Source organism: Weissella diestrammenae, from assembly GCF_014397255.1.
Classification (GTDB): Bacteria; Bacillota; Bacilli; order Lactobacillales; family Lactobacillaceae; genus Weissella; species Weissella diestrammenae.
Genome location: NZ_CP060724.1, coordinates 894,132 through 919,693, shown reverse-complemented (window position 1 = coordinate 919,693; position 25,562 = coordinate 894,132). Strand labels below are relative to the sequence as shown.

Annotated in this window: 20 protein-coding genes, 8 tRNA genes and 1 pseudogene; 1 reads left to right on the top strand and 28 read right to left on the bottom strand. The window is 38.4% G+C overall.

Going from position 1 to position 25,562, the window contains the following annotated elements; all coding sequences use genetic code 11:
- Positions 1-99: 99 nt before the first annotated feature.
- From H9L19_RS04520 to H9L19_RS04390, 28 genes and pseudogenes are all read right to left on the bottom strand, one after another.
- The gene (locus H9L19_RS04520; protein WP_187528528.1) at positions 100-933 is read right to left on the bottom strand and encodes an AraC family transcriptional regulator; all 834 of its coding nucleotides are present in this window, start codon (positions 931-933) and stop codon (positions 100-102) included.
- A gap of 23 nt (positions 934-956) precedes the next feature.
- Positions 957-3,101, bottom strand: a complete 2,145-nt coding sequence (gene yicI, locus H9L19_RS04515; protein ID WP_187528527.1) for an alpha-xylosidase — start codon at positions 3,099-3,101, stop codon at positions 957-959.
- Between the two features lie 16 nt (positions 3,102-3,117).
- Positions 3,118-4,521 (bottom strand): glycoside-pentoside-hexuronide (GPH):cation symporter, encoded by a 1,404-nt coding sequence (locus tag H9L19_RS04510; protein WP_187528526.1) that lies wholly within the window; start codon positions 4,519-4,521, stop codon positions 3,118-3,120.
- A gap of 300 nt (positions 4,522-4,821) precedes the next feature.
- Positions 4,822-5,469 (bottom strand): NAD(P)H-binding protein, encoded by a 648-nt coding sequence (locus tag H9L19_RS04505; protein ID WP_243198118.1) that lies wholly within the window; start codon positions 5,467-5,469, stop codon positions 4,822-4,824.
- Positions 5,470-5,587: 118 nt separating this feature from the next.
- Positions 5,588-6,340 carry an EcsC family protein gene (locus tag H9L19_RS04500; RefSeq protein ID WP_187528525.1) on the bottom strand — a complete coding sequence of 251 codons (753 nt, stop codon included), beginning with the start codon at positions 6,338-6,340 and terminating at the stop codon, positions 5,588-5,590.
- A gap of 184 nt (positions 6,341-6,524) precedes the next feature.
- Entirely contained in the window at positions 6,525-9,785 is a 3,261-nt protein-coding gene (locus H9L19_RS04495; RefSeq protein ID WP_243198115.1) for a DEAD/DEAH box helicase, read from the bottom strand.
- Between the two features lie 58 nt (positions 9,786-9,843).
- Entirely contained in the window at positions 9,844-10,431 is a 588-nt protein-coding gene (locus tag H9L19_RS04490) for a sigma-70 family RNA polymerase sigma factor (protein WP_187528524.1), read from the bottom strand.
- Positions 10,432-10,448: 17 nt separating this feature from the next.
- Positions 10,449-11,201, bottom strand: coding sequence for a hypothetical protein (locus tag H9L19_RS04485; protein ID WP_187528523.1), 753 nt, complete (start codon positions 11,199-11,201; stop codon positions 10,449-10,451).
- A 238-nt stretch (positions 11,202-11,439) separates the two neighbouring features.
- Positions 11,440-11,832: a 30S ribosomal protein S9 gene (gene rpsI, locus H9L19_RS04480; RefSeq protein ID WP_187528522.1), complete on the bottom strand. Its 393-nt coding sequence runs from the start codon at positions 11,830-11,832 to the stop codon at positions 11,440-11,442.
- A 25-nt stretch (positions 11,833-11,857) separates the two neighbouring features.
- Complete coding sequence (rplM, locus tag H9L19_RS04475; RefSeq protein WP_187528521.1) at positions 11,858-12,301, bottom strand: 50S ribosomal protein L13; 444 nt, start codon at positions 12,299-12,301, stop codon at positions 11,858-11,860.
- A 161-nt stretch (positions 12,302-12,462) separates the two neighbouring features.
- Positions 12,463-13,122: a hypothetical protein gene (locus H9L19_RS04470; RefSeq protein ID WP_187528520.1), complete on the bottom strand. Its 660-nt coding sequence runs from the start codon at positions 13,120-13,122 to the stop codon at positions 12,463-12,465.
- Between the two features lie 25 nt (positions 13,123-13,147).
- On the bottom strand, positions 13,148-14,005 hold the full coding sequence (locus H9L19_RS04465; protein WP_187528519.1) for a MurR/RpiR family transcriptional regulator: 858 nt from the start codon (positions 14,003-14,005) through the stop codon (positions 13,148-13,150).
- A 57-nt stretch (positions 14,006-14,062) separates the two neighbouring features.
- On the bottom strand, positions 14,063-16,015 hold the full coding sequence (locus H9L19_RS04460; protein ID WP_187528518.1) for a glucose PTS transporter subunit IIA: 1,953 nt from the start codon (positions 16,013-16,015) through the stop codon (positions 14,063-14,065).
- A 17-nt stretch (positions 16,016-16,032) separates the two neighbouring features.
- On the bottom strand, positions 16,033-16,929 hold the full coding sequence (gene murQ, locus H9L19_RS04455; protein WP_187528517.1) for an N-acetylmuramic acid 6-phosphate etherase: 897 nt from the start codon (positions 16,927-16,929) through the stop codon (positions 16,033-16,035).
- A pseudogene (locus H9L19_RS04450) lies at positions 16,916-17,997 on the bottom strand (DUF871 domain-containing protein). Before H9L19_RS04450 ends, murQ begins: the two are co-directional and overlap by 14 nt.
- A gap of 326 nt (positions 17,998-18,323) precedes the next feature.
- The gene (locus H9L19_RS04445; protein WP_187528516.1) at positions 18,324-19,463 is read right to left on the bottom strand and encodes a trans-sulfuration enzyme family protein; all 1,140 of its coding nucleotides are present in this window, start codon (positions 19,461-19,463) and stop codon (positions 18,324-18,326) included.
- Between the two features lie 77 nt (positions 19,464-19,540).
- Complete coding sequence (gene yjeM, locus H9L19_RS04440) at positions 19,541-20,986, bottom strand: glutamate/gamma-aminobutyrate family transporter YjeM (protein ID WP_187529912.1); 1,446 nt, start codon at positions 20,984-20,986, stop codon at positions 19,541-19,543.
- A gap of 233 nt (positions 20,987-21,219) precedes the next feature.
- Positions 21,220-22,257, bottom strand: coding sequence for an A/G-specific adenine glycosylase (gene mutY, locus H9L19_RS04435; RefSeq protein WP_187528515.1), 1,038 nt, complete (start codon positions 22,255-22,257; stop codon positions 21,220-21,222).
- 239 nt (positions 22,258-22,496) lie between these two features.
- Positions 22,497-23,447 carry a phosphatase PAP2 family protein gene (locus tag H9L19_RS04430; RefSeq protein WP_243198113.1) on the bottom strand — a complete coding sequence of 317 codons (951 nt, stop codon included), beginning with the start codon at positions 23,445-23,447 and terminating at the stop codon, positions 22,497-22,499.
- A 240-nt stretch (positions 23,448-23,687) separates the two neighbouring features.
- Positions 23,688-23,843, bottom strand: a complete 156-nt coding sequence (locus H9L19_RS04425) for a hypothetical protein (protein WP_187528514.1) — start codon at positions 23,841-23,843, stop codon at positions 23,688-23,690.
- 3 nt (positions 23,844-23,846) lie between these two features.
- Complete coding sequence (locus H9L19_RS08500; protein WP_420855810.1) at positions 23,847-23,939, bottom strand: DUF805 domain-containing protein; 93 nt, start codon at positions 23,937-23,939, stop codon at positions 23,847-23,849.
- Positions 23,940-24,490: 551 nt separating this feature from the next.
- Positions 24,491-24,574 (bottom strand) — tRNA-Leu (locus H9L19_RS04420).
- Positions 24,575-24,631: 57 nt separating this feature from the next.
- Positions 24,632-24,704, bottom strand: a tRNA-His gene (locus tag H9L19_RS04415).
- Positions 24,705-24,716: 12 nt separating this feature from the next.
- A tRNA-Trp gene (locus tag H9L19_RS04410) sits at positions 24,717-24,787 on the bottom strand.
- 35 nt (positions 24,788-24,822) lie between these two features.
- Positions 24,823-24,885, bottom strand: a tRNA-Trp gene (locus H9L19_RS04405).
- Positions 24,886-24,928: 43 nt separating this feature from the next.
- A tRNA-Phe gene (locus H9L19_RS04400) sits at positions 24,929-25,001 on the bottom strand.
- Between the two features lie 5 nt (positions 25,002-25,006).
- Positions 25,007-25,080 (bottom strand) — tRNA-Asp (locus tag H9L19_RS04395).
- A gap of 2 nt (positions 25,081-25,082) precedes the next feature.
- Positions 25,083-25,155, bottom strand: a tRNA-Val gene (locus H9L19_RS04390).
- Positions 25,156-25,355: 200 nt separating this feature from the next.
- Between H9L19_RS04390 and H9L19_RS04385 the strand changes: the two genes are divergently transcribed.
- Positions 25,356-25,426, top strand: a tRNA-Cys gene (locus H9L19_RS04385).
- The last annotated feature ends 136 nt before the right edge of the window (positions 25,427-25,562 follow it).

Below are 25,562 nucleotides of genomic sequence, written 5' to 3'. Positions count from 1 at the left end.
TAACATCAAGTTATATCTAATACAATTACATATCAATTTAATTACTTATAATGGTTAAGTTCAATAAAAAACCAAAATATTTCTCTTTTGGTTAAAAGCCTATTTCTGATGAAACTTGCGAATTTGATGTGGTGACTGGCCATAATATTGCTCGAATAAGCGTGTACCAAGTCGAATATTGGTAATGCCATTTTCTAAAAAGATTTGATGTATATGTTTTTCAGTATGAATTATCTCACGATGCACATATGCCAATCGCACTAAATAAATATAGCGATTTAAAGCAATGCCCGTTTTTTTCTTAAAGTAGCGACTGAGATAATCAGGATGATAATGATATTGAAGCGCTAAATCATGGACATTGAGTTTATCAACATAATGTTGATTGATATAACCCAATAACGTTTTTAGCCGTTGATCATCAGTTTCTTCAATTGCCAACTGCGGTTGCGTAAAATTTTTCAGCATTGTGTACAAACAACGCATTAAATATTCAGCAAATTGTAATTGATAGCAGCTATCTTTTTCAACATATATCCGATACATCGTATGAATCGACGTCACGATATCAGCATAGGCTGCGGTGTGCTGACATTGTTTGATTTTCATCTGATCAAATTGGACCAGTTCTGGATTTATACAATATCGTGACAAAAAAGAAATTGGAATTTGAATCACGATTGATTGATTAGCAGTGTTCTCTGAACGGTGTAAGATACCAGAACCTAAAATTATGAATTCATCAGACGTTAAGTTTGTTTGATGTTGTTCATACTCAAATGTCACTTCCCCCGATAAAACAAGCACAATTTCTAAATGTCGATGCCAATGCAATGGTACGTATCCAGCCGGCTCATCGGACAAGTAGATTTTAACTTCAACATCTTGATTATCCGTGACGATTTCATACTGTCCATCATCAATTTCACGCATACCATCTCCACTTTTTCTATCGTTTATTTGTTTATCCGGCGCCAAACCGGTAGACTCAGATAATCATAGTTTTCATTTAACCATTGACCACGATGATCAACCGTCACCTGTCGTTGATCAAGCACATGTTCCCAATGACCTTCTGGCAAATAATAATCGACATCTCCTGTTTCAGACATAATTGGGGCAACTAAAATATCTGAGCCAAACATATATTGTCGGTCTAAATCAGCACAATTTGGATCATCTGGAAATTCCATATACATCGGCCTCATCAATGGAATACCTGCAGATACAGATACTTTTGCTTCCTCATATATATATGGCATGAGGTTTTGCTTGAGCTTAGCAAACTTTCGGGTCACTTCGACTGCTTCTTCGTCAAAGAGCCAAGGTACCCGATATTCAATGTTACCGTGATAACGGGAGTGACTTGATAATAGGCCAAATTGGGTCCAGCGTTTATAGATAGCAGGACTTGCATTTTCTTCAAAGCCGCCAATATCATGACTCCAAAAAGTAAAGCCAGAAGACATCAAGCTCAGTCCGCCACGCAAGCTGTCAGCCATTGAATGGAACTGACTTAAATTATCCCCACCCCAATGGACTGGATATTGTTGACCACCAACAGTCGCCGACCGTGCAAAGACTACTGCGTCGTCTGCCCCTTTTTCAGCCTTAAGAAGCTCAAAGACTGCTTCATTATATCGATGTGTATAGAAATTATGTTCTCCAGCTGGGTTATTTCCATTATAGTAAACCGCATCGTGCATTGGAATACGTTCTCCAAAATCAGTCTTAAAACAATCCACGCCCATATCGAGGAGCCGCTTCAATAACCCTTGATACCAGGCAACTGCTTCAGGATTTGTAAAATCAACAATTGCATTTCCTGGCTGCCACAAATCCCATTGCCAAACATTACCATCTTGACGTTTTATAAAGTAATTATGGGCTTTCCCAACTTTAAAGAGCGGTGATTTTTGTGACACATACGGATTAATCCAAACACACACCTTTAATCCCCGATCGTGCAACCGTTGAATCAAACCTTCTGGATCTGGGAATTGAGCCTTATCCCATTCAAAATTACTCCATTCAAAACCCTTCATCCAGAAACAGTCAAAATGGAAAACTGATAATGGGATGTCACGTTCAAACATGCCATCGATAAACTTCATCACCGTTTTTTCAGAATAATCGGTCGTAAATGAGGTCGATAACCATAGTCCAAAGGTCCATTCCGGTGGCAAAGCTGACCCGCCAGTTAAACGATTATATTTTCCAATCACAGCTTTGGGCGATTCGCCAGCAATGACATAATATTCCAGTTGTTCACCCAATGTTGAAAAACTGACTCGGTCAACAACTTCACTGGCAACTTCAAAACTTGTTGGTTGACTTTCATTCACGAAAACGCCATAATACAGGCCTGTTTGTTCATCCTTTGAGATACCAGTCTTAGCGGCCAAATAAAATGGAATTGACTTATAGCTTTGGTCTGAACCAGTCCCACCGTCTCGATTAATAATATCAATACTTTGACCATTTTTCACGAAGGCACCAAATGATTCACCAAACCCATATACCTTGGTGCCTGGCAATAAGCTCAACTGTTCGCGCATATAATGATCCGCACGCTGAATCGTGCCAGACGGTGCCATTGCTTGCGCACCAGTCACGGTATTTGGATGCATCACTCGCCCTAATACCTGGTTTGACAAATCATCAATGGACCCTTGTGCTTGATATTCAGAGCCAGTAATTCGTTGTCCACGGTATAAGAAGTCTAAATTAAATCGGTCATGTATTTTAATTCTTGCCGTGAGTTGCCCACTCTGAAACGAAACATACTCATCCGTCTGTTCAATCAAAGGCGTGACGCTTTCAGTCGTTAATTCATATAGTGGGTTGTGATCATCTTGATCGAAATGTTTTAAATTAATTCCAATAATATCTTCAGCGGGTGAAAAAATTGAGATAGTACTGTTACCAACATCTAACATATCACTCCGTGAATTTATCCGCTGATAACTTGCACTCACTTCGAGGGTTTCACTAACATAATCGCTCTCATCAGCAGCAATTGTCTGCGCATCATATGCTTCTAAAGGGGAATTAATTAAATATTCATCCTTAGCCAGCCAGTAACCATTTGTAAATTTCATAAGTTCATCCTTTCAATTAGTCATTAATTTCTGCCGCATGTTTGGCACGTAAGTCACGTACCATTTGTGGTTCTAATTTATCAACGTTGTTAAAGAGTAGTGCGACACATGATGCAACATACCCAAAAAGAGGAATCCAGATAAATCCGATTCGAATCGCATTCAGTGCAGCATCAGATTGAACAACTGTATGTCCGGCTGTAGCAGCAATGTATCCACCATGAGCAAGAACAGCTGATAAGACCATACCACCTAAGCCCATACCTAATTTGGCACTAAATGAACTAAATGACGTGACAAAGCCTTCTGCTCGAACGCCATTTTTCCATTCACCAAAGTCAACTGCATCTGACAACATCACCGCTATCAAAGCACCTGTTAACCCATAACTAATAAAGTACAAGACAATACCTACTAAAATAATGGGTACATTACCATTCATTTTGTCAGCCAGGTATAAGATCAACTGTGAAATCGCTGTACCAACCATTCCTACTAACATTGTATTTCGCTTACCAATATGCCGTGAAATAAACGGAACTAAAGCGGTTGAGAAGAGCGTAATAACAGTCCCAGCAAGCACCAAACTACCTAGTCCTTCATTATGCAAAACGTATTTAAAGTAATACGGCAGTGAACTTGATCTGACTGCGAAACCACCCCAGTAAATAAAGTTGATGAAAATAATAATCACCCACGGATAATTACCTTTTAATGCTCGAACTGACTCACGCATTGGTACTGAACGCGTTGAATCTTTTGTTACAACGCGTTCTCGAGTCCCAGCAAATGCGGTGAGTAAACAAATCACGGTAATAATGCCCAGAATAACGGCCCAAATGAACCATCCAATGGCTGACGTCGATGCATTTTTCCCGGTTGCACCAAATAATTGTCCAAAGAATGCAACTGCTGGTAATGTCAGTGGCAAAAATATTGCAGCGCCAAAATTACCGAAAAATTGACGAACCGTCGAAAGTGTTACTCGTTCTTGAGGATCTGAAGTTAACGCAGGCAAAATTGATGTGACTGGAATATTAATACCTGAGTAAAGTACTTTCGCACCGATATATGCCACGTAAATCCAGACAACCTTCCATGGCCCCGGTAGATTAGGTGCCGAAAACGACATAATACAAAATAGGGCAAATGGAATCGAAAACCAGAGCCAGTAAGGTCGTGACTTCCCCCATTTAGTGTGTGTACGGTCAATAAACTGTCCCCAAATCACACCGTCGACTGAATCAATAATCGCTGTCACTGCAAACAATCCAGCCACAACAGAAGCCTTGATTCCCATCGTATCAGTACTAAAGACTAGAAAATAAGTCCCAACTATTTGAAAAATGGTATTACACCCGAAATCAGACATCGCATAGGCGAGCCTTTCAGGCCATTTCACCTGATTTTTTTCCATCATACTGTCCTTCCAAAAATCTATTTAAATTCATGTCATAATAAACCTTTTTAAAAAGTAAGCGCTTACATTTGTAAGTCTAGCATGCTTAACCGGTTTCGCAAGTCTTTCCAGATAGGCCGTCAGAAACCTACCTTTCATATGTCAGAAATGTCCATAAATGATTGTGCCCCATTTTAAAAATTCATTTTTTTCTTAATTTATTGGCTCCACTTAAATGACGCCACATGCAGCATAATGACATAAAAAAAGCGGGTACATGATACGTACCCGCCTGTTGTTATTATGCTGATTATCGAAGGCCTAACGGAGATTGTTGATTGCTGCTTCAATTGTCATCGCTCCTGATGACATGACAATTGTTTGGCCGATTGTTTGTTTGTGCATGGCAAGTGCTGCTAATACGTGTGCCACCGTCCCAATATTATTTTTACCGGCGTGTTCTGGATTGAATTGAACGGATTCAACCGTTTCTGCATCAACCAAAATACCTGGCTGAAGAATCGTATAGTCTAAATACGTATTCTCTTGAAGCCATTTATCAGCAAAAAACTTTGCGATATTATAATCTGTCAAGTCAGATAAATAGCCTTCTGACCATTTCTCCTGGCGATCAGCAAAAGCAGAACTTAACTGAATGTAACGTTTTGTTCCCACTATTTCAAGGGATTGCATGACTTTAACCGCACCATTTAAATCGACCTTAAGGAGCTGTTTTCCTCGTGACCCTGACACAAAGTACACGACATCGATTGGACCAAGTGCTTTAATAGTTGCTACCATCTCTGCTACCGAAGCCGTTGCTAAATCGAGGGAAACAGTCTGCATCCCATTTTGTTCAGCGTGTGCCGCATGCACTGTTCCAATTACTTCATGTCCCTGTGCCATCAAAACTTGACTTAACAGCCGTCCAACGCGTCCGCTAGCACCAATAATTAAAATTCTCATCATGAATCCTCCTTCGTGACTTCTATATTTTTTATATTAAAACAATTACGTTTACATATCCATTCTATGCTTATTCCAGATAAAAAACAGTCCTCCATTTGGAAAACTGTTTTTTATGATATTATGCTTCGTCGATTGTGGGGTTTAAGGTAATCATATCATTTTCCCCTTGACTAATAATTGTACCATCGCCCAAATCAATACCTGATTCAGTAAATGTTTGTTTGGCATACTTCGCAATTGTTCGCGTCGTTGTCATATCGAAAACACCTCCAATACCGGCCCCCAAGACTGGTACCATTTTCCCTAGATTGACAACTCCCTTGGTTCCAAATTTTGTCGCTAATCGGAACCCAACTGCCTGGTTAATTTTGGTTAAGGTTTTACCTGGTATTTTTTTAACAACATTAATTGCCAGTTTATTACCAATAACGATACCTGACTTTTTCATCATATCTGCCACTGATGTACCAGCCAAAGTTGCATAAACAAAGGTCTGTACCTGATCACTGTTTAAATTATAGCCTCGAATTTTTGCAATCGCTGCAATCATGCGCATTTGAAACAAAATAACTGTTGTTATATTAGCTGGAATCGTAACTGGCATGGTAATCACACCACCAAACCCAGTGACAAATCCCGAAACCGCGGCCTTAGTTGTTTGATAACTAATAAGTTTATCAATTGCCGTTTCTTTATCATATTTTGACAAATAATCATCAATTAAATCATCGATACTTTTTTGACCAGGAATTCCATTCAGCGTTTTGTCATATGCCCAATCAAGCGCTTGTGACATTGTCTCTTCAGAAATTTGACCTGTTTTACTGGACAAAGATTTAACTTTCGCCCCTAAATCATCTATGCGTGACATTCATTAAACTCCCTCGGTATTTATTTTAAATATAATAAAATAGTCTTTTTACTTGCTTGATATTAACTAACTTATATGTCTCACTCTCCACTTATATAAAACAAAATTCTAGTACTATCGACCAAAAAAATCAACTTGACCATATATCTCTAATCTTTAAAAATAGATATAGTTTTTTTCATACTTATTTTTTGGAAAAAAGACTTTCTTCGACTTCAGAGGGTAATCGTCCCATAAAATAATCCTCTATTTTGTCCCAAAACCATTTTGTATAATTTGTAATTTTTTCTTGTGCATTCATTCCATTTTCTTTATGCGTGAAAAGGTATTTTTGCATTGCGACACCTATTCGGTGCTTAAAAACAACATCTTCCAATATCAAATTCCGATAATTCTGATCTTGTTTAATTGCTTGTTCTACCGGATAAACTGAGTTGATACGAATATATATTTGAGGGTTATATCCTCCCAAGGTCGTGAAATTACCTAGTCCAAAGGCTTCGCCAATGCCCAAAACTATTGTTTCTTCATCCAAATTCTGCGAATTCCGATAATGAAAGATATTCATGGCATTTTCATCTTTAACAAAATTATATTTAGGATTATACAATTTACCTGCTACTAACGAAACGAATTCTGCAAAGGTATCCGCAGACCTAACAACAGAAAATAATGTCTTCTCCGTTGCTTCACGTTCACGAAGGACTTTGATATCCTTTAACTTTTGAAACTCAAATGTGGCGTTTATCAAAACTTGTGCCATACTACGTGCTTCAAATCCATCACTAATGTGTAATGAATTCTTTATAAACTTACCTAAGTCTTTCACTTCAAATTGCTTATTCTGACGTTGCATTTCATCAAGAAAAATTTGATAGGACTCAAGTATTTCCTTATATTTCGATAACCTAGTTCCATTTTCATTATCAAAAGAGTATTGGACGCCGCTAGCAAAATTAAATAATCCGAAAATTTTTGCATGTTGCATCTTATCGCGTTCTTCGGGAGTATTCAGCCGGTATTTAAATTCTGGAAATGACATTGTTTTATAATGCTTTTCCCATATTCCTGAAAGATTTACCGAAATAACTGATGAATAATCTCCACCAGAAATCGAGGTCAAAAATTCGAAATAATGCTTTAAAGATGAGTTATTCAATTTACTCTCCACATCTTTTGAAACTATTATTAATTCATTCCCAAAAATACTTCGTGGACGTGCAACAAATGGTGAGTATCCTAATTTTTTACTAGATGAGAAATCTTTTTCAATCATTAATAGAATAGTTTTTACTTTATTATCTAAACTACCGCTATCATCATCAATATTTTCAGAAAATATATATTTAAAATCGTCGGCACTTACCACTAAGTTACGGTTATATCCCTTATTTCTATATATATCTAATATCTTTTGCATAACGCCTTGAATTTGATTTTTTTTGATTTTACTCATACCTTGCAATTGTTGCACAGCATTAAAATCTTGAGGCAAATAATCAAGAATTCCATAGCCCTTACCAACTAACTTGTGATTCCGTGCAACTCGCCCAATTTCTTGAACATAATCAACAACATTTCCTGTTGGATTGAAATGATATACATTTGTTATGTCAGGAATGTCAATTCCCATCCCAAACGCTTTTGTTGCCATCACAAATTGAATGTCACCATTTTTATACCCTTCTAAAACAGTATCTTTCTCTTCTTTTGTCAAAGATCCATAATATTTTCCACTGACATCAACTATATATTTAGCATTTTCTTCTAAAAATGAATAAAAATTATTCAACAATTTAATAGTAGGAAAATATATTAAAGACTTCTGTTTCTGCCTATATGCATCTTCAAGATGCTTAAAAGCTAACAAATTCTTCGTTTTACGATAATCTTTTTCCCTTCCTTCTTCAAATTTATTAGAGGAACGAATCTTCATCTCGATGTCGTTTCTTCGAACTAGACCGAAATAAGCTATTGGTCTAATCATGTTTAGACTATTTCTGGTATCCATATACATATCCTCACGCCCACCATAAATAGCAGTGGCCGTGAACGTTATTATCGGAAATTGATATTCTTTTCGTAACTTCTGCAGATATATTCCTAGATACCAGTAGTCCGCTCTAAAGGATTTACCCCAAGTGGTTACAATATGAGCTTCATCGACAATAACCATTCCAATTTTCCTACTACCAATCAACATTTTTATATCGCCTCTAGCTTGTAATGTCTCTGGTGATAGGTACAACATATCAACTTTTCCATCATTGATTCGCTGTAATATAGATTGTTTTTCATATGGCGGCGTATTACCATTAATTGTTTCAGCGTTATCGACACCTTTTCGTTTCATGCTATCGACTTGATCATTCATTAATCCAATTAATGGAGAAATAACTAAGATTAACGGTTTATCGTCTTTGTATTTTTCAGTTAGATATAACGTTGGCACCTGAAACATCACAGACTTTCCAGCACCAGTCGATGCAGTTATATATATATCTCTATACGATTGCCCATCTCTAGCGTTTTCAACTTGTTGAACTATGTCATCTATGATTTGTGCCTGAGAAATTTTTAATAAATTCTTATCTCTTTTTTCAATATGGGAATACATATCTAACTCCCTAAATTTAGAATATCCCCAAACATTCTCCAAGATTTTACGATAGTCCTCGAGTTTGTCAATACTCTGCCTTTTTATTGACGGTGTAGAAAAAGTAATATTTAAGTTTGGATGCAGTTTTTTTAATACTTGAATTCTTTCTGTATATCTATGTGGCATCTGTTCAAAACTATCAATAATAAAATTCACTGAATTATTCAGATTATTTTCACTCACAAAATCTAGAAATAAAATCTCTTCTTCATCCAAGGGTATAGTGATATCCGCTACTACTTCATCTACTAATTCTGGATTACTTGACTCTCGAATCTCATAATAGTCATAATTTTTGTATTTACCCCATAGGTCTTCACTATAAGTCACAAAATAATTACCACTTTTTTTTGAAAAATTAACTTTCCCGTAGAAAGTGTTTATTCTTTCAATCCGTACCCTCTCATTTCCTTGTAATTCAGAGTCCTCACTAAGATAGAGCATTTCAAAAGCTTTTGAAATATCACTCAGCGTATTTTTATATGTAAACGTTTTGTCAAATAAGTTATTTCGTAATATGATGATATCATCCCGATAGAATGTATCTATATCCATCACTTCAACTAATATACTCATTTCCTCAGGACGTATAATATAGAATGGTAAATTACGCGCCACACTTTCCATAAATTGAGAAGGTATGCTTTTCTTTACATCGTCAAGATTTATTAGATCTAATTTATTGTCAATTGGACTAATCAAATAATTATCCATCTCAATTTCATCAAAGCCTATTGTTATAATTAATGGACGCTGTAATTCATTTTTTGAAATTAATTCACTCACACGATTTTTAATATTTATACTACTCCCAAATTTTTTGAAATATCGCATTTATTTTTGATTATTGCCAAGCTTGAAAACTTTTAATTTGCTTTGAACGCTTTAATTTTATTAATGCTTTAGCTTCAATTTGTCTTATTCTTTCACGCGTAACTCCAAAATGTTTTCCCACTTCTTCTAAGGTTTCCACTCTATTGTCAGAAAATCCGAATCTAAGATATATTATTTCTCGTTCTCTTTCATTTAATATATTATTCATTAATTTTTTCAATATAAGAAGTCGTTCCTCATTAGCTACAATTTCAAAAGCTGTTTCACTTTCTGAATCAGAGATGAGATCCCCTAGATACCCACCTATATTATCAGTTCCCACTGGTGTTTCTAATGAAACTAAATTTTTCCCAAATTTATTATTAATCTCTAACAACTTATGAATTGTTTCGTAATCACTATTCATTTCAGCTGAAAGTTCTTCTGCAGTTATTTCTCTACCTAAATCACTTTGAAATTTATTTTTAATTTGAATTAGTTTGTTTATTTTTTCATGCATATGAACTGGCAAACGAACAACACTACTTTTATCAGCGATAGCTCTTTTAATTGACTGCCTAATCCACCAAGTAGCATATGTAGAAAATTCATAACCCATGCCAACATCAAATTTATCTATTGCTTTTTTAGCCCCAAAATTCCTTCCATAAACATATCATCGATACTAAGCCCTGGAGATTTTAAATATGAATACTGCTTCGCTATTTTCCAAACTAGTTTCTGATTTGCTAAATATACATTCTCTAGTGCTTGAATATCATCTTCATTTTCTTGATAACTAGAAATGTACTGCTTATTAAGCTCAAAATTTGGTTCTTCCTTAATGTTTGATAGCTCTTTTATAAATTTACTGGAATTTATTAGTTTATCTAAATCATATTCGTCATCAATTTCAGCTGTTTTAGTTTTCATGGAGTTGACATCTTCAATTACCTTACTTTTTTTAGCATATACACTAGACGATTTTGATACAATGAAATTTTCATCTCTTAGCTGTTGTAAAATTTGCCTTATTTTAGCTTTCACATTTTGGTTTAAAGGATGAGCGTACCCTAAATCGAAGGAGAAATAATATAAATCTTTTACTGAAAAATCATCCACAAATCCATCAATTATAATCTGCAAATTTCTTTTCCAATCGTATTCTTCTTTCTTCCATAATTTACCTAAAACGGGCTCTTCGTCTTTTACAACGCTTAAATTTAGTTCATCTATTTCCTTATAAACCGTCAATATACCATAGTATCGATACTCCAGTTTTTCAATGAATTGATTGATTTTACTCTGGTGAATTGATGTCCCGTATATCAATTCACCATTCATATACCAAATAATCTCCTTTAATCTATCACTAGCCCCATGTTCCATGAAAATCATCCCCCAATCGAAAAAATGAAGTTCAATTCTATGACGATTTTTAATTATCGTACATCTAATACAAAATCGTCATACATCAAACTACTTGTGAGTTACCAATACATATTATATATAAATAACATGCATTCAACAACGTTCTGAGCGCTAATTTCAAGTAATACGCCAACATAATAAAAAAGCCAGACACATTTCTGTGTCTGGCTTTTCCAACTCAAATTGGTTAATAAGATTAACGCTTTGAGAATTGTGAAGCTTTACGGGCTTTCTTCAAACCAGGCTTCTTACGTTCCTTCATACGTGAGTCACGAGTCAACAATCCTGCTGACTTCAATGCACCACGGAATTCAGGATCAACTTCTAACAATGCACGTGAGATACCGTGACGGATCGCACCTGATTGTCCTGAGAAGCCACCACCGTTAACGTTAACCAATACATCATAGTTTCCTAGAGTTTCAGTAGCGTTAAATGGTTGAATCATAACCTCACGCAAATTAGCGAAAGGAATATAGTCTTCAGCAGACTTGCCGTTGATAGTAATTGCACCGTTACCAGGTACTAAACGTACACGCGCAACAGAGTTTTTACGACGACCAGTTCCGTAATATTGTACAGTAGCCATAATACTTATTTCTCCTTTCTGCTAATTAGATTAGGTTAGTGATATCCAACACTTCAGGCTTTTGTGCTTCGTGATTGTGATTTGCATCAGCAAATACGTGAAGCTTCAAACCTTGTTGGCGACCAAGAGTACCCTTTGGCAACATTCCTTGAACAGAAAGCTCAATCAAACGTTGAGGGTTCTTTTCACGAAGGTCACCGGCTTTGCGCTCTTTCAAACCACCTGGGTGATTTGAATGGTGATAATAGATCTTGTCAGTTGCCTTCTTACCAGTCAATGCAACATTGGCTGCGTTGATAACGATAACGTTATCACCAGTGTCGATATGAGGGGTAAATGTAGGCTTGTTCTTACCACGCAAGATTGTTGCTACGACCGTTGACAAACGACCCAAAGGTACGTCAGTTGCGTCAACGATGTACCACTTACGCTCGATCTCACCTGGCTTTGCCATATAAGTTGTACGCATGGAAATTTCCTCCAATATTCTGTTTGTTTACTTTACCAATAATAAAAAGTCGTACCAGGACATTCCCACATGTGGCGTGGTAAACAATACCGATGATTATCTTACCTTTTTTTTGCCGTGCCGTCAATGATTTTAGCGTTAAATTCAAGAAAGAATTCATTTTATTGATGCCAGACTTTAACCTCACCAAATGCAACCTGACCGGTTAACCGTAAGACTTGCTTTGATTCAAGCTGTTGATTCATTATTTTTACCTGTGAAAATGAATGTGATGTTGCATCAGTCACTTCCCAGTCTTTTGGTACATGGAGCACTAAGCCTCCAAATCGAACATCTAAATTCAACGTAACCGGCGACGCAGCGATGCCTGGCTGAATGGTGACGGTCAAGTCACCAAATTTTGTACGCAAAGTTTGCCCTTTAATCTCATCAACTGTCAATTCAATCGAATGATTATCAAAGGTCGTTGCCACTTCTGATTTTTCGCCATATGCTTGTGCAAATAATAAAGTACACCCGAATGCCAACAAAATGGCTACGCCCCAGATCAATCCCGAATTCAACGAGAGATGTAGCCACACATTGAGTAAGTTTTGATGAATTGTCATTAACATTGCTAATGGTATCCAAAAGACGAACCACTGCCCTTTAACTAACCCGCTCAGAGCAATAAACATTAAGACTGCCATCAAAACATATTGCCAAATCGGCAATACAAAAGTAACGTGCCACACACCAGTGTTCACCAATGCAATGCCAATGGCAACCAAGATTAGAAGTGCGCCAACAATACGTTTACCAGCTGGTTTATTATGTTTCATTTTAATGACCACCTAACTCGTTCAATTATTTATCCAAATGCCGTAACTCACCATCAATCCGATTTCGCGTGTTTAATACATGCGCAATCCCATCATCAAAATTACGACTCAAATAACTATAGAATAAAATATCAACTAAGAAAAATTGCGAGGCCAGTCCCGTTGTTGATGCCGAACGGACATTACTAAAAATTTGTGAGAATGAAAAGAGTGCCAAATCACAACGTTTAGCCAGTGAACTATTTTTATCACTGGTCAGTGCAACCGTTGTTAATTGCAATTCTTGACTTATTTTCTGGAACAGCAAAATTTCAGGGGTCTTACCCGACTCAGAGATGCTGATTGCTAAGTCGCCTTTTTTTCCTAGCGCCTGTAAAGTCGTCACCATCTGATGAAAATCCGGATTAAAAATAACTGACAACCCAATACGCATAAATTTTTGTTGGAGGTCTTGTGCAATCAGTGATGAAGCGGCAATACCATACACAAAAATTCGTTCAGCGGACTCAATTTTATCAATCACACGTTCAATTGTTACGTCAGAATTACGTTGTTGAATTGCATCAGGAATCAATTTGAATCGGGTCCCCATTTTACCAAAAATGGCATTGACACTTTCACCCTTAGTAATCTCAGATAAATCCTCAAAATTGGTACTTGCCATCTCAGAAGCCAAATCCAATTTTAAACTAGGTAAGCCACGATAGCCCATTTTCTTTGCAAAACGAACCGTCGCCGCACCGCTAGTCCCAGTAACTTTTCCTAATTCTTCAGCCGTTAATTTCAGTGCCTCAACATGGTTCTTGATTAAATATGTGGCAATCTTTTGTTCACCTTTTGTGAAATTTGATTCGTCTGCTAGACGTGCCAATAATGAGTCCATCGCCCACCTCCGATTTTATAAAAAGGCTGAGATTCCCCCAGCCTAATGTGCTTGTTTTTATTTTACCAACTCCAAGACCGCTTCACCAGTTATTATTTGCCCATTTTTGATAACATTTACGACTTGGTAATCGCTAGTATTTAAAATAATCATCGGTGTTGTCGTTGGATACCCGGCTGCCTTAATCGCATCTAAATCAACGGTCATCAATAATGTGCCAACTTGAACCCGCTGACCCTCGATAACGTGCGGTGTGAAACCTGCGCCATTTAACTTAACAGTATCCATGCCAACATGCAGCAAGATTTCAGCACCTGAATCGGCCTTCAATCCAATCGCATGTCGGGTCGGGAAAATTGTTTCAACAACACCTGTCACTGGAGACATCAATTGGCCATCAGCTGGCTCAAATGCGACGCCTTGTCCCATCATGCCAGTTGCAAAAACGTCATCTGAAAGTGCCGAGAGTGGTAATGCTTCACCATTAAATGGTGCAAAGATAAAATTTTGATCACTATCTATAACTGGTGATGCTGGTGTACTCTGTTCAATTTTTTCTTGTTGTGCGGTCTTAGCTGCCTGTGCTAATGCAAGCTCTTCCTTTGGAATCCCAAAGAAATAGGTCAAGACAAAACCACCCGCATAGCCGCCTAGCAAACCAAAGACATAAATCAGCCATTTACCATTAGCAATCAATGGTATGAGCGCAATTCCTGATGGTCCAATTGCGATGGCACCCACATGGCCCAAAGCACCAATAATAGCACCACCAATACCACCGCCTAAACAAGCCGTAATAAAAGGTCGCCCCATTGGTAATGTCACACCGTAAATTAATGGCTCACCAATACCTAAAATGCCAACTGGCAATGCCCCTTTCACCTTTTCAACGACAGAATGATTATGCCGTAATTTTACCCATAACGCTAAAGCCGCCCCGACTTGTCCCGCGCCCGCCATCGCCAGAATTGGCAACAATTGGGTACTACCCGTCTTTTCAATCATTTCCAAATGAATTGGCGTGAGAATTTGATGCAATCCAAACATAACCATTGGTAAAAAGAGCGAGCCAAGCACAAAGCCTGAGAAGCCACCACCAACGTGCAAGACAAAATTAATCGCACCCACTAATTGTGTGGAAATAACACCCGCAATTGGCATAATCACAAAGATTGTCATTAAGCCAATGATCAAAAGACTAATTGTCGGTACGACGATAATATCCAATGCATCAGGAATCCACCGATGTAGTCTTTTTTCCAACAAGGATAAGAGCCAAACTGCAAAGATGACACCAATAATGCCACCTTGCCCAGACAATAAGGCCTGCCCATCGAACAAATTTTTAAGTGGTAATTCAGGATCCATTCCTGTCAGCAATGTGACTGCACCAACGACGCCACCAACAGCGGGAGTCGCACCAAACTCTGTCGCCGCATTGATACCAGTATAAATTGCTAAATAACTGAAAATACCATTCTTAATGATGTTCAACACTGCAATAATTTGTGTCCATTGACCAGCATCTAATTGACCCGCCGTCATCATATTTTGCAAAATGGATGCAATACCTGCAATCATACCAGCGCCAACAAAAGCCGGAATCATTGGTACGAAAATATTTGAAATCGATTTGAGCACATTTTTAAAGCGTGATGGTCGATTATACTTGGCTTTGGCTGCGGCTTTATTCTGAGCCGTTTCATCAACCAGAGACGTTGTCCCTTTCGTCTGAGGGAATTCTTCCCCCAGCTTAACGCCAACCATATCTACCATACTTTGAGCTACCTTGTTCACTTTTCCAGGGCCAACGACAACTTGTAACGTTTCGTCTTCAACTACCCCTAAAACACCCGGTATTGCTCGTAATTTATCAAAATCAATTTTTGAATCATCGCGAATTGTTAAACGTACGCGTGTCATACAGTGAATTAATTTCTCAACATTTTCTGGCCCACCAATATTATCGAAAATCGCGCGTCCCAATGCTGCATTTTGATCTTCAGTCATTCGTCCTTGCCTCCAAATTATAGTGTTCGCTTGACAAAACCCTTTGCTTCTACTAATTTTTGTTCCGCTTCCTGGCGATTACTATTAGTTAAAATCATCACAATGGCAGTTTTAACTTCGCCACCGGCTAACTCTAACTTAACACTTGCTTCATGATAATCAACACCTGTGGCTGAAATAATAATTTGTTTTGCTCGTTCAACTAATTTTTCATTCGTTGGACGAACATCAACCATCAAATTTTTGTAAACTTTTCCAATCCCAATCATTGAAAGCGTAGAAATCATATTTAACACTAATTTTTGCGCCGTACCAGACTTTAAGCGTGTTGAACCTGTTAAAAATTCAGGACCAACTTCAATCTCAATCGCCGTTTGAGCATGCGTTCCAATGACAGATGGCCGATTCAACGCTAGACTAACCGTTTGTGCGCCAACGCTTTGAGCATAGTCCAACCCACCAATGACGTATGGTGTCCGCCCACTTGCTGCAATACCAACAACAATATCCTGCGCTTGTAATTGTAAATCTTTTAAGTTCTGTGCGCCAAGCTGTGCATCATCTTCTGCACCCTCAACCGCCACCGTCATCGCACTTGGTCCACCAGCAATTAACCCAATGACCATTGACGCGTCAACGCCAAATGTTGGCACACACTCGGCGGCGTCTAAAACACCCAACCGACCACTAGTCCCAGCGCCCATATAAATTAACCGGCCGCCCGCTTGAAATGCTGCAATTGTTTTCGTAATCGCAATTTCAATTTCTGGCAAAGCACGCGCCACGGCGACGGCGACGCCTTGGTCTTCTTGATTCATAATCACAGCCGCATCATGCACTGATAGTTCATCTAAATTCATTGTCTTAACATTTCGTTGTTCGGTCGTTAGTCCCGCTAAATCAATTTCGTTCATTTTCATTTTCTCCTTGTTGTGCCACAATTTCAAATACTTGACCGGGTCCAATCTGATTAATCAATGGTAAATCAACTGCCGTCACATACCCCACGACGTTGGTCTTTTCATCATTTGGTAAATCGCGTCGCATGACTTGAATTTCGCCCATATACCTTTGATAGTGCTGATTATCGATGGTAATTGCCCCAATCGTCGTTCAAACATTGGGCCTGGAATAATATTGGGTAATTGCCATAAACGTGACTCAGCACTCCTCAGTACATCACGTGCTGCATCTTGTCGATTACGATGTTGACGTGTCACCAAATGGAAATAATTTGGGCTCACTTTTGTTGCATGTAACGTAATCACCTGTTCATGAATCCAATGCGCAAATTGATCCCGAACGGCCATCGATAAACCACCATCGCCAATATAAACACCACTAACTTGACACTCAATCAATAACGCTAACGCACTTGCTAGGGGGTGTTGATATCGATCTCGTTCTAAAGTGGGTAAACCACTAAATAGTGGACCGCGCAAATTATCGTCCCCAGGGACAAAAGCCACAATTGCAATTCCTAATTGCTTCAGTATTTGATTTTTTTGTTTGAATAACTGTTCATCCAGTCCCGTTTCAGGCCGCGGATAGTAATTATGCCAAGCTTGAATATTTTCAAAATTCGCATCGTTTGCCTTCAAGACCTCAACTTCTTCTCGCGTCAACGTACTAGCATTTAAGCTCACATTCATGGCTTGACTCACCAATGCGATTTGTGGCATATCAATAGCATCATCCATTCGAAGACCATTAATCCCATAACGACGCAATTCATCTAAACGAGCCATATCAAAGCCGATATTTTCAAGTGCTTGACCCGAAATATCAACCATTACGTCTAATTGATGTTCCTGTGCTAATTGGCCTAATGCGATTAGGCGCTCACGATATTGTGTCTGATCATCTTCGGGAATGTGCAGTGATGTAAATATGCCAGAAAAACCAGCCTCAGCCATTTGCTGTACATACAATCTTGTTTGTACGTCAAGCGACTGGTTTAAAAAAATTGAAAATCCAAACATTACTCTTCCTCGCTGTCACATTTAATGACTAACCTGTTACTTACTTATTATCACTTTAATTATACCTAATCAAAATATGATTTCAATTTTAATGTTTTATATTTATGCATTAAATTATTATTTCAAATTTCTGAGATATACCTTCAAATCCATAATAACTATCGTCAGCATTCAAAAAAAATGACAGAACGCATCTCCGTGTTTTTATTTAAGTATATAATCAAGCAACCACTGCCATGTTCATAATTGCTATCAAACCCACCAGCATCCAAAATAGCCACAAAAAAACGCCAACAAATTGTTAGCGTTCACTCAATTAGATTGTATTAAATACCAGCAAAGGCTTGTTGCATATCACGAATCAAATCTTGACTACTTTCAATGCCAACCGAAATTCGAATCAATTCATCGGTAATGCCATTTTCAATTCGAATAGCTCTTGGAATCGACGCATGGGTCATCACTGCAGGTACTTCAATTAATGACTCAACCCCACCTAATGACTCGGCTAATTTAAAGATTTTCAGTTGTTCAACAAAGCGCTTTGTGTCTAACCCACTTTGCAATTCAATTGAAATCATACCGCCAAATCCATGCATCTGCGTTTTAGCAATCTCATAGTCAGCCGTGTCGATCAACCCTGGAAAATAAATTCGTCCCACTTTGACTTCCTGCTCTAAATACGCCACTAATTCAAGCGCATTCTGATTGTGTTTAGCCATGCGAACAGCTAGTGTTTTAATTGAACGTTGCATCAGATAACTATCTTGTGGCGACAAGACCGCACCAGTCGACATCTGAATGAACTTAATCCGGTCAGCTAATTTCTGCGAATTAACAACCACAAAACCAGCTAATAAATCACCATGCCCACCTAAATATTTCGTACCTGAATGAATCACAATATCTGCGCCAATGGTAATCGGTGTTTGATTATATGGCGAAGCAAAAGTATTATCAACCACCATCATCAGTTGATGCTGATGCGCCAATTGAGATAATGCTTTGATATCAAAGACATGCAACAACGGATTTGACGGCGATTCAAGATAAAGCATTTTTGTTGCCGGTTCAATCGCTTGTGAAACAATATTTATATCAGCCATATCAACCATGGTTGCTGTAATTCCTAGCGGTTTTAAGATTTTTTCTACCAACCGGAATGTCCCACCATAGACATCATTAGCCATAACAATATGGTCACCTGATTGCAATAATCCCATTGTGGCGTGAATCGCTGCCATCCCCGATGAAAAGGCAAAGCCAGCTTGACCTTGCTCTAATGCTGCAATAACTGACTCGACAGCAAAACGCGACGGATTCTCGCCTCGCGTATATTCATATTGTGCATCCCCACCCAACGTTTGTTGATGATAAGTTGATGTTTGATAGATTGGGACATTAATAGCCCCAGTTGTCGCATCTTCTTGAATACCGCTATGCATCACACGTGTTTCAAAATCCATATTCTCGCCATCCTTCATTTTTATTTATTGTAAATGAAGGATTCAATTTGTTCCAATTTAAAGGCCCATTTTAAATCCTAGACCATTTTACGTTGTCGCCGACGATAAAGCAAAATAGCTAATAACGTAAACACAACTGGCCCTGAAATAGTCCAAAAGGCATCATGCCAATGATGTTTTAATAGTGGATCAAGGCAGGTAAAGAGCACGCTCAATGCTAATACAAAAAATGACACACCAGACACCAACCACATACTCAAACGATGCTTGAAAAACGAATACGGCTTAACAATTTTCTCGTTAAGATTAAAGAATGGATATGCACCCACTAAAAATAAATACGGTAAAGCCGTGGACACATTTCCCATCAGTGTTAGGATATTATAAAATCCACGTGCAGATGCACCACCAAATGAAATCGCTAATATCAAAACAATCACAACACCAGCTTGATACCACATTGCATTACTAGGCATCCCTTGCTTATTCAAGCGGACAATATGATCTGGCCATAAGTTCTTGGGCGTCCCTAACACAAATGATTTTAATGGTGAATATATCAAAACAAAAAACGATCCCACATAGACAATAAACATATCTAGACCAACAAAACGAGCAAACCACGACCCGATTGTCGTTTGCATTGTTGTACTTAGTCCTAATTGCTGTCCAAACGTCACACCTAAATTATGCATCATAATGTAGGTTACATTCCCTAAGTTCACATCATGATCGTCTAAAAGCTGTGACCAATTGGCGCTGACACCCCATAAAAAGATTGATAGCGCATATAAGATGGCAATGACTGCTGTCGCAATCAGAATACCTCGTGGAAAATCACGCTTAGGTTGTGCCATGCTGTCCGTGATACCACCCATAGTTTCCATACCAGCATATGCGAAAATCGCAAAAACAATGAAGCCAATCATCGACACAGGCGAATCAAATGCTAAATTGGGACTATGGATAAATGTCGTCAATCCCTGAATAGGTTCAGCTGTTTTAAATCCAGTTTTAAATAAAATAAAAAAACTAAGCAGGAAAAAGGCACCGTTTAATATGACCATCATTATGCCACCAAACGACGATACTTTAGCAATCCAATTAATACCTTGTGACGCGAAAAAAGTCACAGCGATAATCCAAAAAACAGCTAAAATACCGATAGTTTGCGTTGCATTCAACCCAAATAAAGACCACCGTTGGGTTTGATCTGATCCATTAATAAAAGTCGATAATGGTATCCAAATTTTTGACGAGGTCGCTACCAACCAAGTCAGCCACGATGCCATCCACATAAATGTACCAATAAAAGCAATCTTTGGCCCGGCCGCCCCCTCAATCCATGAATAAATGCCACCCTGTGCTTGATTAAACGCGGCGCCATATTCCGCCATCATGATACCAATCGGTAAAAAGAACAACACTGCGGCAACGACATACCAAATAATACTAGCGTAACCCATTTGCAGAAAGGCAATTGGTGTATTTGAAAAACCAAAAATAGTTGAAAAAATCATCATCACCAACGTCGTCAGTGTGATTTTCCTCTGTGCGGTAGTTTGTTTTGAAGCCAAGATATTCCCCTTAAATTCCCCAATAGCGTTTAATTACAATTATTCTTAAATGATGCGTCACACAGTTTCAAAATTATCGAACAGTAGTCGCAACACACAATAGAAAATTGTACACTATTCTTTAAGTTGAAAATACTATTTTTAAATAAATTTATCAAAATTCTGTATATTTAACCGATTTAATTTGCATCTAAATCTAATGAGTCTAGCACGTCCATTAACTTATGTTGTACTTTTGGTAAACTAAGTGCTTGAAGCTCATCACGCGACATCATTTTTTCATTAGCTTGAAGGCCACGCTGCTGACGTCGAACCAACCAAATTTCCCATCGACGATGTGTGAAAACATGAACGACAGGTTTAATCGTAAGCTGTTCACCCGCAATTGCTTCAATCGTTGAAATTTCTTGTAGTGGAAATGTCCAAAAATCTGCCAACAAACCTGTCGCTGGTCGCTTAGCCATTAACAACCGCCCCTCGTTTTCAATCACTTCAGCCACAAATAATTGTTTCACAGGTTTAGCTTTTGGTGTCTTAACTGGATAATTGGCTTCGACATGGTCCCGATAAGCAGCATTAAATTGTCGTACAGGCGAATTAATCGTATCTGGATTTTTTGCTGTCATATAACTTGTACCCAAGTCCATAATTGCTTGATTAAAATCACCTGGACGTTTAGGATCGACAATTGGTGCAATCGCATCATAAAAAATTTGCCGAGACTTTGCTTGAGCAATATCAGCATCAATTTTTAATAATCGGCTAAAAACACGATATTGATTGCCATCAATTGCAGGGACGACTTCCCCAAAACTAATTGAGCTAATCGCAGCGGCTGTATATGGACCAATACCTGGTAACGCCTGTAAGGTTGCACTCGTTCTTGGCCACTGGTTATCTAACTGTTCAACCACATATTTAGCCGCTTTTTGTAAATTTCTGGCTCGTGAATAATACCCCAATCCTTCCCATAATTTTAATACTTGCGCTTCCGGCGCATTCGCTAATGCTTCAACCGTTGGCAATGCCGCCATAAAGCGATTAAAGTAAGGAATCACCGTCTCAACTTGTGTTTGCTGCAACATAATCTCAGAAACCATGACACGATATGGCGCTTGATCTTGTCGCCACGGGAGATGTTTACGCCCCGCTTGATCATACCAAGTCAGTAATGTTGCTCGAAATGCTTCAATTGTTGCCTGATCCCAATGTTCCATTCATTTTCTCCACTGATTCAAATCATTTCTTCTACCGATATTGTATCGATTATTTTTTTCATTCCGCTACACATATTATCGCATGTTAGAAGATAAATGTTCTCTCGCCCTAATTAGTGTAAATAAAAAAACCGCTGCATTAACTTGCAACGGCGAGTGATAATTGTCTATCTTCCAAGCCAAATGATATTAATATCCCTCATATCTAATCACAGCGCTATCTAAAACTGTTACCACGACTACCTACTTATCAGCAATGACTGATTTGACTCCACAAAGTGCGCTTGAATAACCCGACTGATTAGCACAATCATTAGTCCAACTAATAAACTGGATACCGTCACATCACTCAACCAATGGGCCCCAATTCGAACACGACTCAACGCTGTTAAAATGCCCATTGCCAATCCAAACCATGTCAATCTCAATTGCCATTTCACCGTTTGACGCGGGACAAAAAAAGTCAGATACAAATATAGCCACCCTGACATCGTATGCCCGGAAGGAAAGGAATTATGGCCATTGGCCCCATTCAAATGGTACCAAGGCGTGAAATTACTGAGATGGCCCATTGTTGTCATTTCATATGGTCGATACCGTCCCCATAGTGTTTTCATATCATTTATCGTCGTTGTGGCCACTAAAACTAACACAATACCACCAAGCGCTGCCTGAACTAAATATGTCTGCGTTGCTAAATCCTGCCGGCTCACCCAAATTTTAAAAATCATCGATAATAACAACGTTAACACAATTGCAAGCGACCAACGCAAGCTTTCTGGGTAATTAACAACTGCACTTGTATTATTAGCTACCCCCATCGGAATTCCTTGCTTTAAATTGCTGACCATTGAGAAGGTATAACTCAACATATCCTGCAATGCGCTTAACATCTCAATAAATGAGAAAATGAGCGCGCCCAATACCACGCCATATCGAGTTAAATCACCTTTCAAATGTTCAAAACTCACCCATGCAATTATTTGCATAGCCACAAAAACAATCGTTTGTGCACCTGTATCGGCATAATTTTGAAATATATTCCCGAAAATTGAACGTTGATTCATCAAAAAGCCACTCACAGCTTGATCAAAAAAAGTTGCCATTCCTAAGATGATAAACCCGATTAAAACTAAGCTACCAATAACACGTCGTTCACCTGCTGTTGTTTGAAAATCCTGTGTTTTCACAATCCTTCACCTTCACTTTAAATCATTATTAGAAATGCTCGTATCCACTTACTTCATGTTCAACACCAACCTTTTCCATAATGCGACACAATTATGAAGCGCTCCATTGCTGTTTTCATTTGACATGCTTAATACTAGCTTTCATCTATCATTATTCGCCATTAATGTAATGACTTAAGTAGCTTTTACGTATCATTGCTGTAAATAAAAAACAGACAACAATATTTGCCTGATATAAACTTAATTTTGCTTACCGACTACTGGTAATGATATAAAGCGTCGTGTTGGTGTCACTAGTAATGTAATTCCCACAAAAAAGAATATTGTCAAAATAACATGAATGACTGATTGATCAATCCAATAACGGCCAATAAAAGCTGCCTTGTAACCAATCATCAATCATAATGATGCCCACACGTGCAAACCGGCATCGTTATACCTTCTAACTGTCATCGCTAGAAATGGTACGAATGTCGCTAAATAAAAGACCACCCGTAGTACAACTAAGATGACAATCACTACTCCTCTACTTTGCGCGAATTCATGAAAAAATTGCTGTCATTGTTGCTGGTCGCTTAGCTTTTCATGTAATTCCTGTTGACTAATTGCTACCAATTTTGACCATAACGATAAAATAGCTACCAAAATCCAAATCAAATAAAAGACCACAGCACTTAGCACAACACTCCAATAATTTTTACGTGATGTAACACCCGAAAAATCGACATAATGTCGGAAAAATTCTTACCATGCATTAATCATCATTGATACCCACCTTCCTTTCTTCAATATACTTTTAAGCTTATCTACCAAATTAGAAGAAATGCTACCTAGCTAATTAATATTCTGTATTTTTTATACGAACAAAAAAGGTATCCCTTTACAAATATGAAATCATGCAAAAACAGCGATAAATCTATCGCAATTAGAAGCAATAGTACGTCAATGCACTATTTAACGGAAGTCAACGTGTTTTCAAATATAAAAAAAGCACCGATGTGTTCAAGTAATTACTTGACCCATCAGCGCTCTTTAACTATTTATGCCGTCGGTGGGAATCGAACCCACACTCTCTTGCGAGAACGGGATTTTGAGTCCCGCGCGTCTACCTATTCCGCCACAACGGCTTGATTACTGTGTGTTCAGCAATCGAGATTATATATAATGAGATTAACAATCTCGAGGGCGGATGATGGGAATCGAACCCACGCATGTCGGTACCACAAACCGATGTGTTAACCACTTCACCACATCCGCCATTATATAAAGCAGGGGTAGAGGGAATCGAACCCCCACCAACGGTTTTGGAGACCGTCGTACTACCGTTATACTATACCCCTAATTAATGTTTAGAACAAGTTATTTCTTGTTCTAATGGCGCGGGAGGGAATCGAACCCCCACCAACGGTTTTGGAGACCGTCGTACTACCGTTATACTATACCCCTAATTAATGTTTAGAACAAGTTATTTCTTGTTCTAATGGCGCGGGAGGGAATCGAACCCCCGACACTACGAGCTTCAATCGTATGCTCTACCAACTGAGCTACCGAGCCATTAACGGTCACAACGGGACTCGAACCCGTGATCTCCTGCGTGACAGGCAGGCGTCCTAACCACCTAGACCATGCGACCAATGGACGTTACAGGGATCGAACCTGTGACCCCCTGCTTGTAAGGCAGGTGCTCTCCCAGCTGAGCTAAACGTCCATATTGTTTGAAAATTCTTTCGCAACAACAAAAATTATTATACAGAATATTTTTTACAATTGCAACCCTTTACGTCGCATTAAATGTCAAACTTCGCCATAATTAGACGTTTGTGTATACCAACCAACCATGTCATCAACCGAGAGCGTTGAATTCATTTACATTTTACCGTATAATTGATAATTGTTGAAATAATTTATGGTAGTGTAGCCAAGCGGTAAGGCATCGGTCTGCAAAACCGTGATCGCCGGTTCGATTCCGGTCACTACCTTTACTAAATTCCTTCAAGTCCTGAGTCTGCTCTGCAGTCCAGATTACGTCTCATCCCAATAACCTATCGTCATGGTAACAAAGGGTCAGACCAATTTTTTTAAGCGTAAATAAAAAGTAGCAGACGGGTGTCTGCT

Coding starts and splice junctions, on each gene's coding strand:
- H9L19_RS04520 (WP_187528528.1), bottom strand. CDS start 933: ATGCGTGAAATTGATGATGGACAGTATGAAATCGTCACGGATAATCAA.
- yicI (WP_187528527.1), bottom strand. CDS start 3,101: ATGAAATTTACAAATGGTTACTGGCTGGCTAAGGATGAATATTTAATT.
- H9L19_RS04510 (WP_187528526.1), bottom strand. CDS start 4,521: ATGATGGAAAAAAATCAGGTGAAATGGCCTGAAAGGCTCGCCTATGCG.
- H9L19_RS04505 (WP_243198118.1), bottom strand. CDS start 5,469: ATGATGAGAATTTTAATTATTGGTGCTAGCGGACGCGTTGGACGGCTG.
- H9L19_RS04500 (WP_187528525.1), bottom strand. CDS start 6,340: ATGTCACGCATAGATGATTTAGGGGCGAAAGTTAAATCTTTGTCCAGT.
- H9L19_RS04490 (WP_187528524.1), bottom strand. CDS start 10,431: ATGGGTTATGAATTTTCTACATATGCTACTTGGTGGATTAGGCAGTCA.
- H9L19_RS04485 (WP_187528523.1), bottom strand. CDS start 11,201: ATGGAACATGGGGCTAGTGATAGATTAAAGGAGATTATTTGGTATATG.
- rpsI (WP_187528522.1), bottom strand. CDS start 11,832: ATGGCTACTGTACAATATTACGGAACTGGTCGTCGTAAAAACTCTGTT.
- rplM (WP_187528521.1), bottom strand. CDS start 12,301: ATGCGTACAACTTATATGGCAAAGCCAGGTGAGATCGAGCGTAAGTGG.
- H9L19_RS04470 (WP_187528520.1), bottom strand. CDS start 13,122: ATGAAACATAATAAACCAGCTGGTAAACGTATTGTTGGCGCACTTCTA.
- H9L19_RS04465 (WP_187528519.1), bottom strand. CDS start 14,005: ATGGACTCATTATTGGCACGTCTAGCAGACGAATCAAATTTCACAAAA.
- H9L19_RS04460 (WP_187528518.1), bottom strand. CDS start 16,015: ATGACTGAAGATCAAAATGCAGCATTGGGACGCGCGATTTTCGATAAT.
- murQ (WP_187528517.1), bottom strand. CDS start 16,929: ATGAACGAAATTGATTTAGCGGGACTAACGACCGAACAACGAAATGTT.
- H9L19_RS04445 (WP_187528516.1), bottom strand. CDS start 19,463: ATGGATTTTGAAACACGTGTGATGCATAGCGGTATTCAAGAAGATGCG.
- yjeM (WP_187529912.1), bottom strand. CDS start 20,986: ATGATGATTTTTTCAACTATTTTTGGTTTTTCAAATACACCAATTGCC.
- mutY (WP_187528515.1), bottom strand. CDS start 22,257: ATGGAACATTGGGATCAGGCAACAATTGAAGCATTTCGAGCAACATTA.
- H9L19_RS04425 (WP_187528514.1), bottom strand. CDS start 23,843: ATGATTGGTTACAAGGCAGCTTTTATTGGCCGTTATTGGATTGATCAA.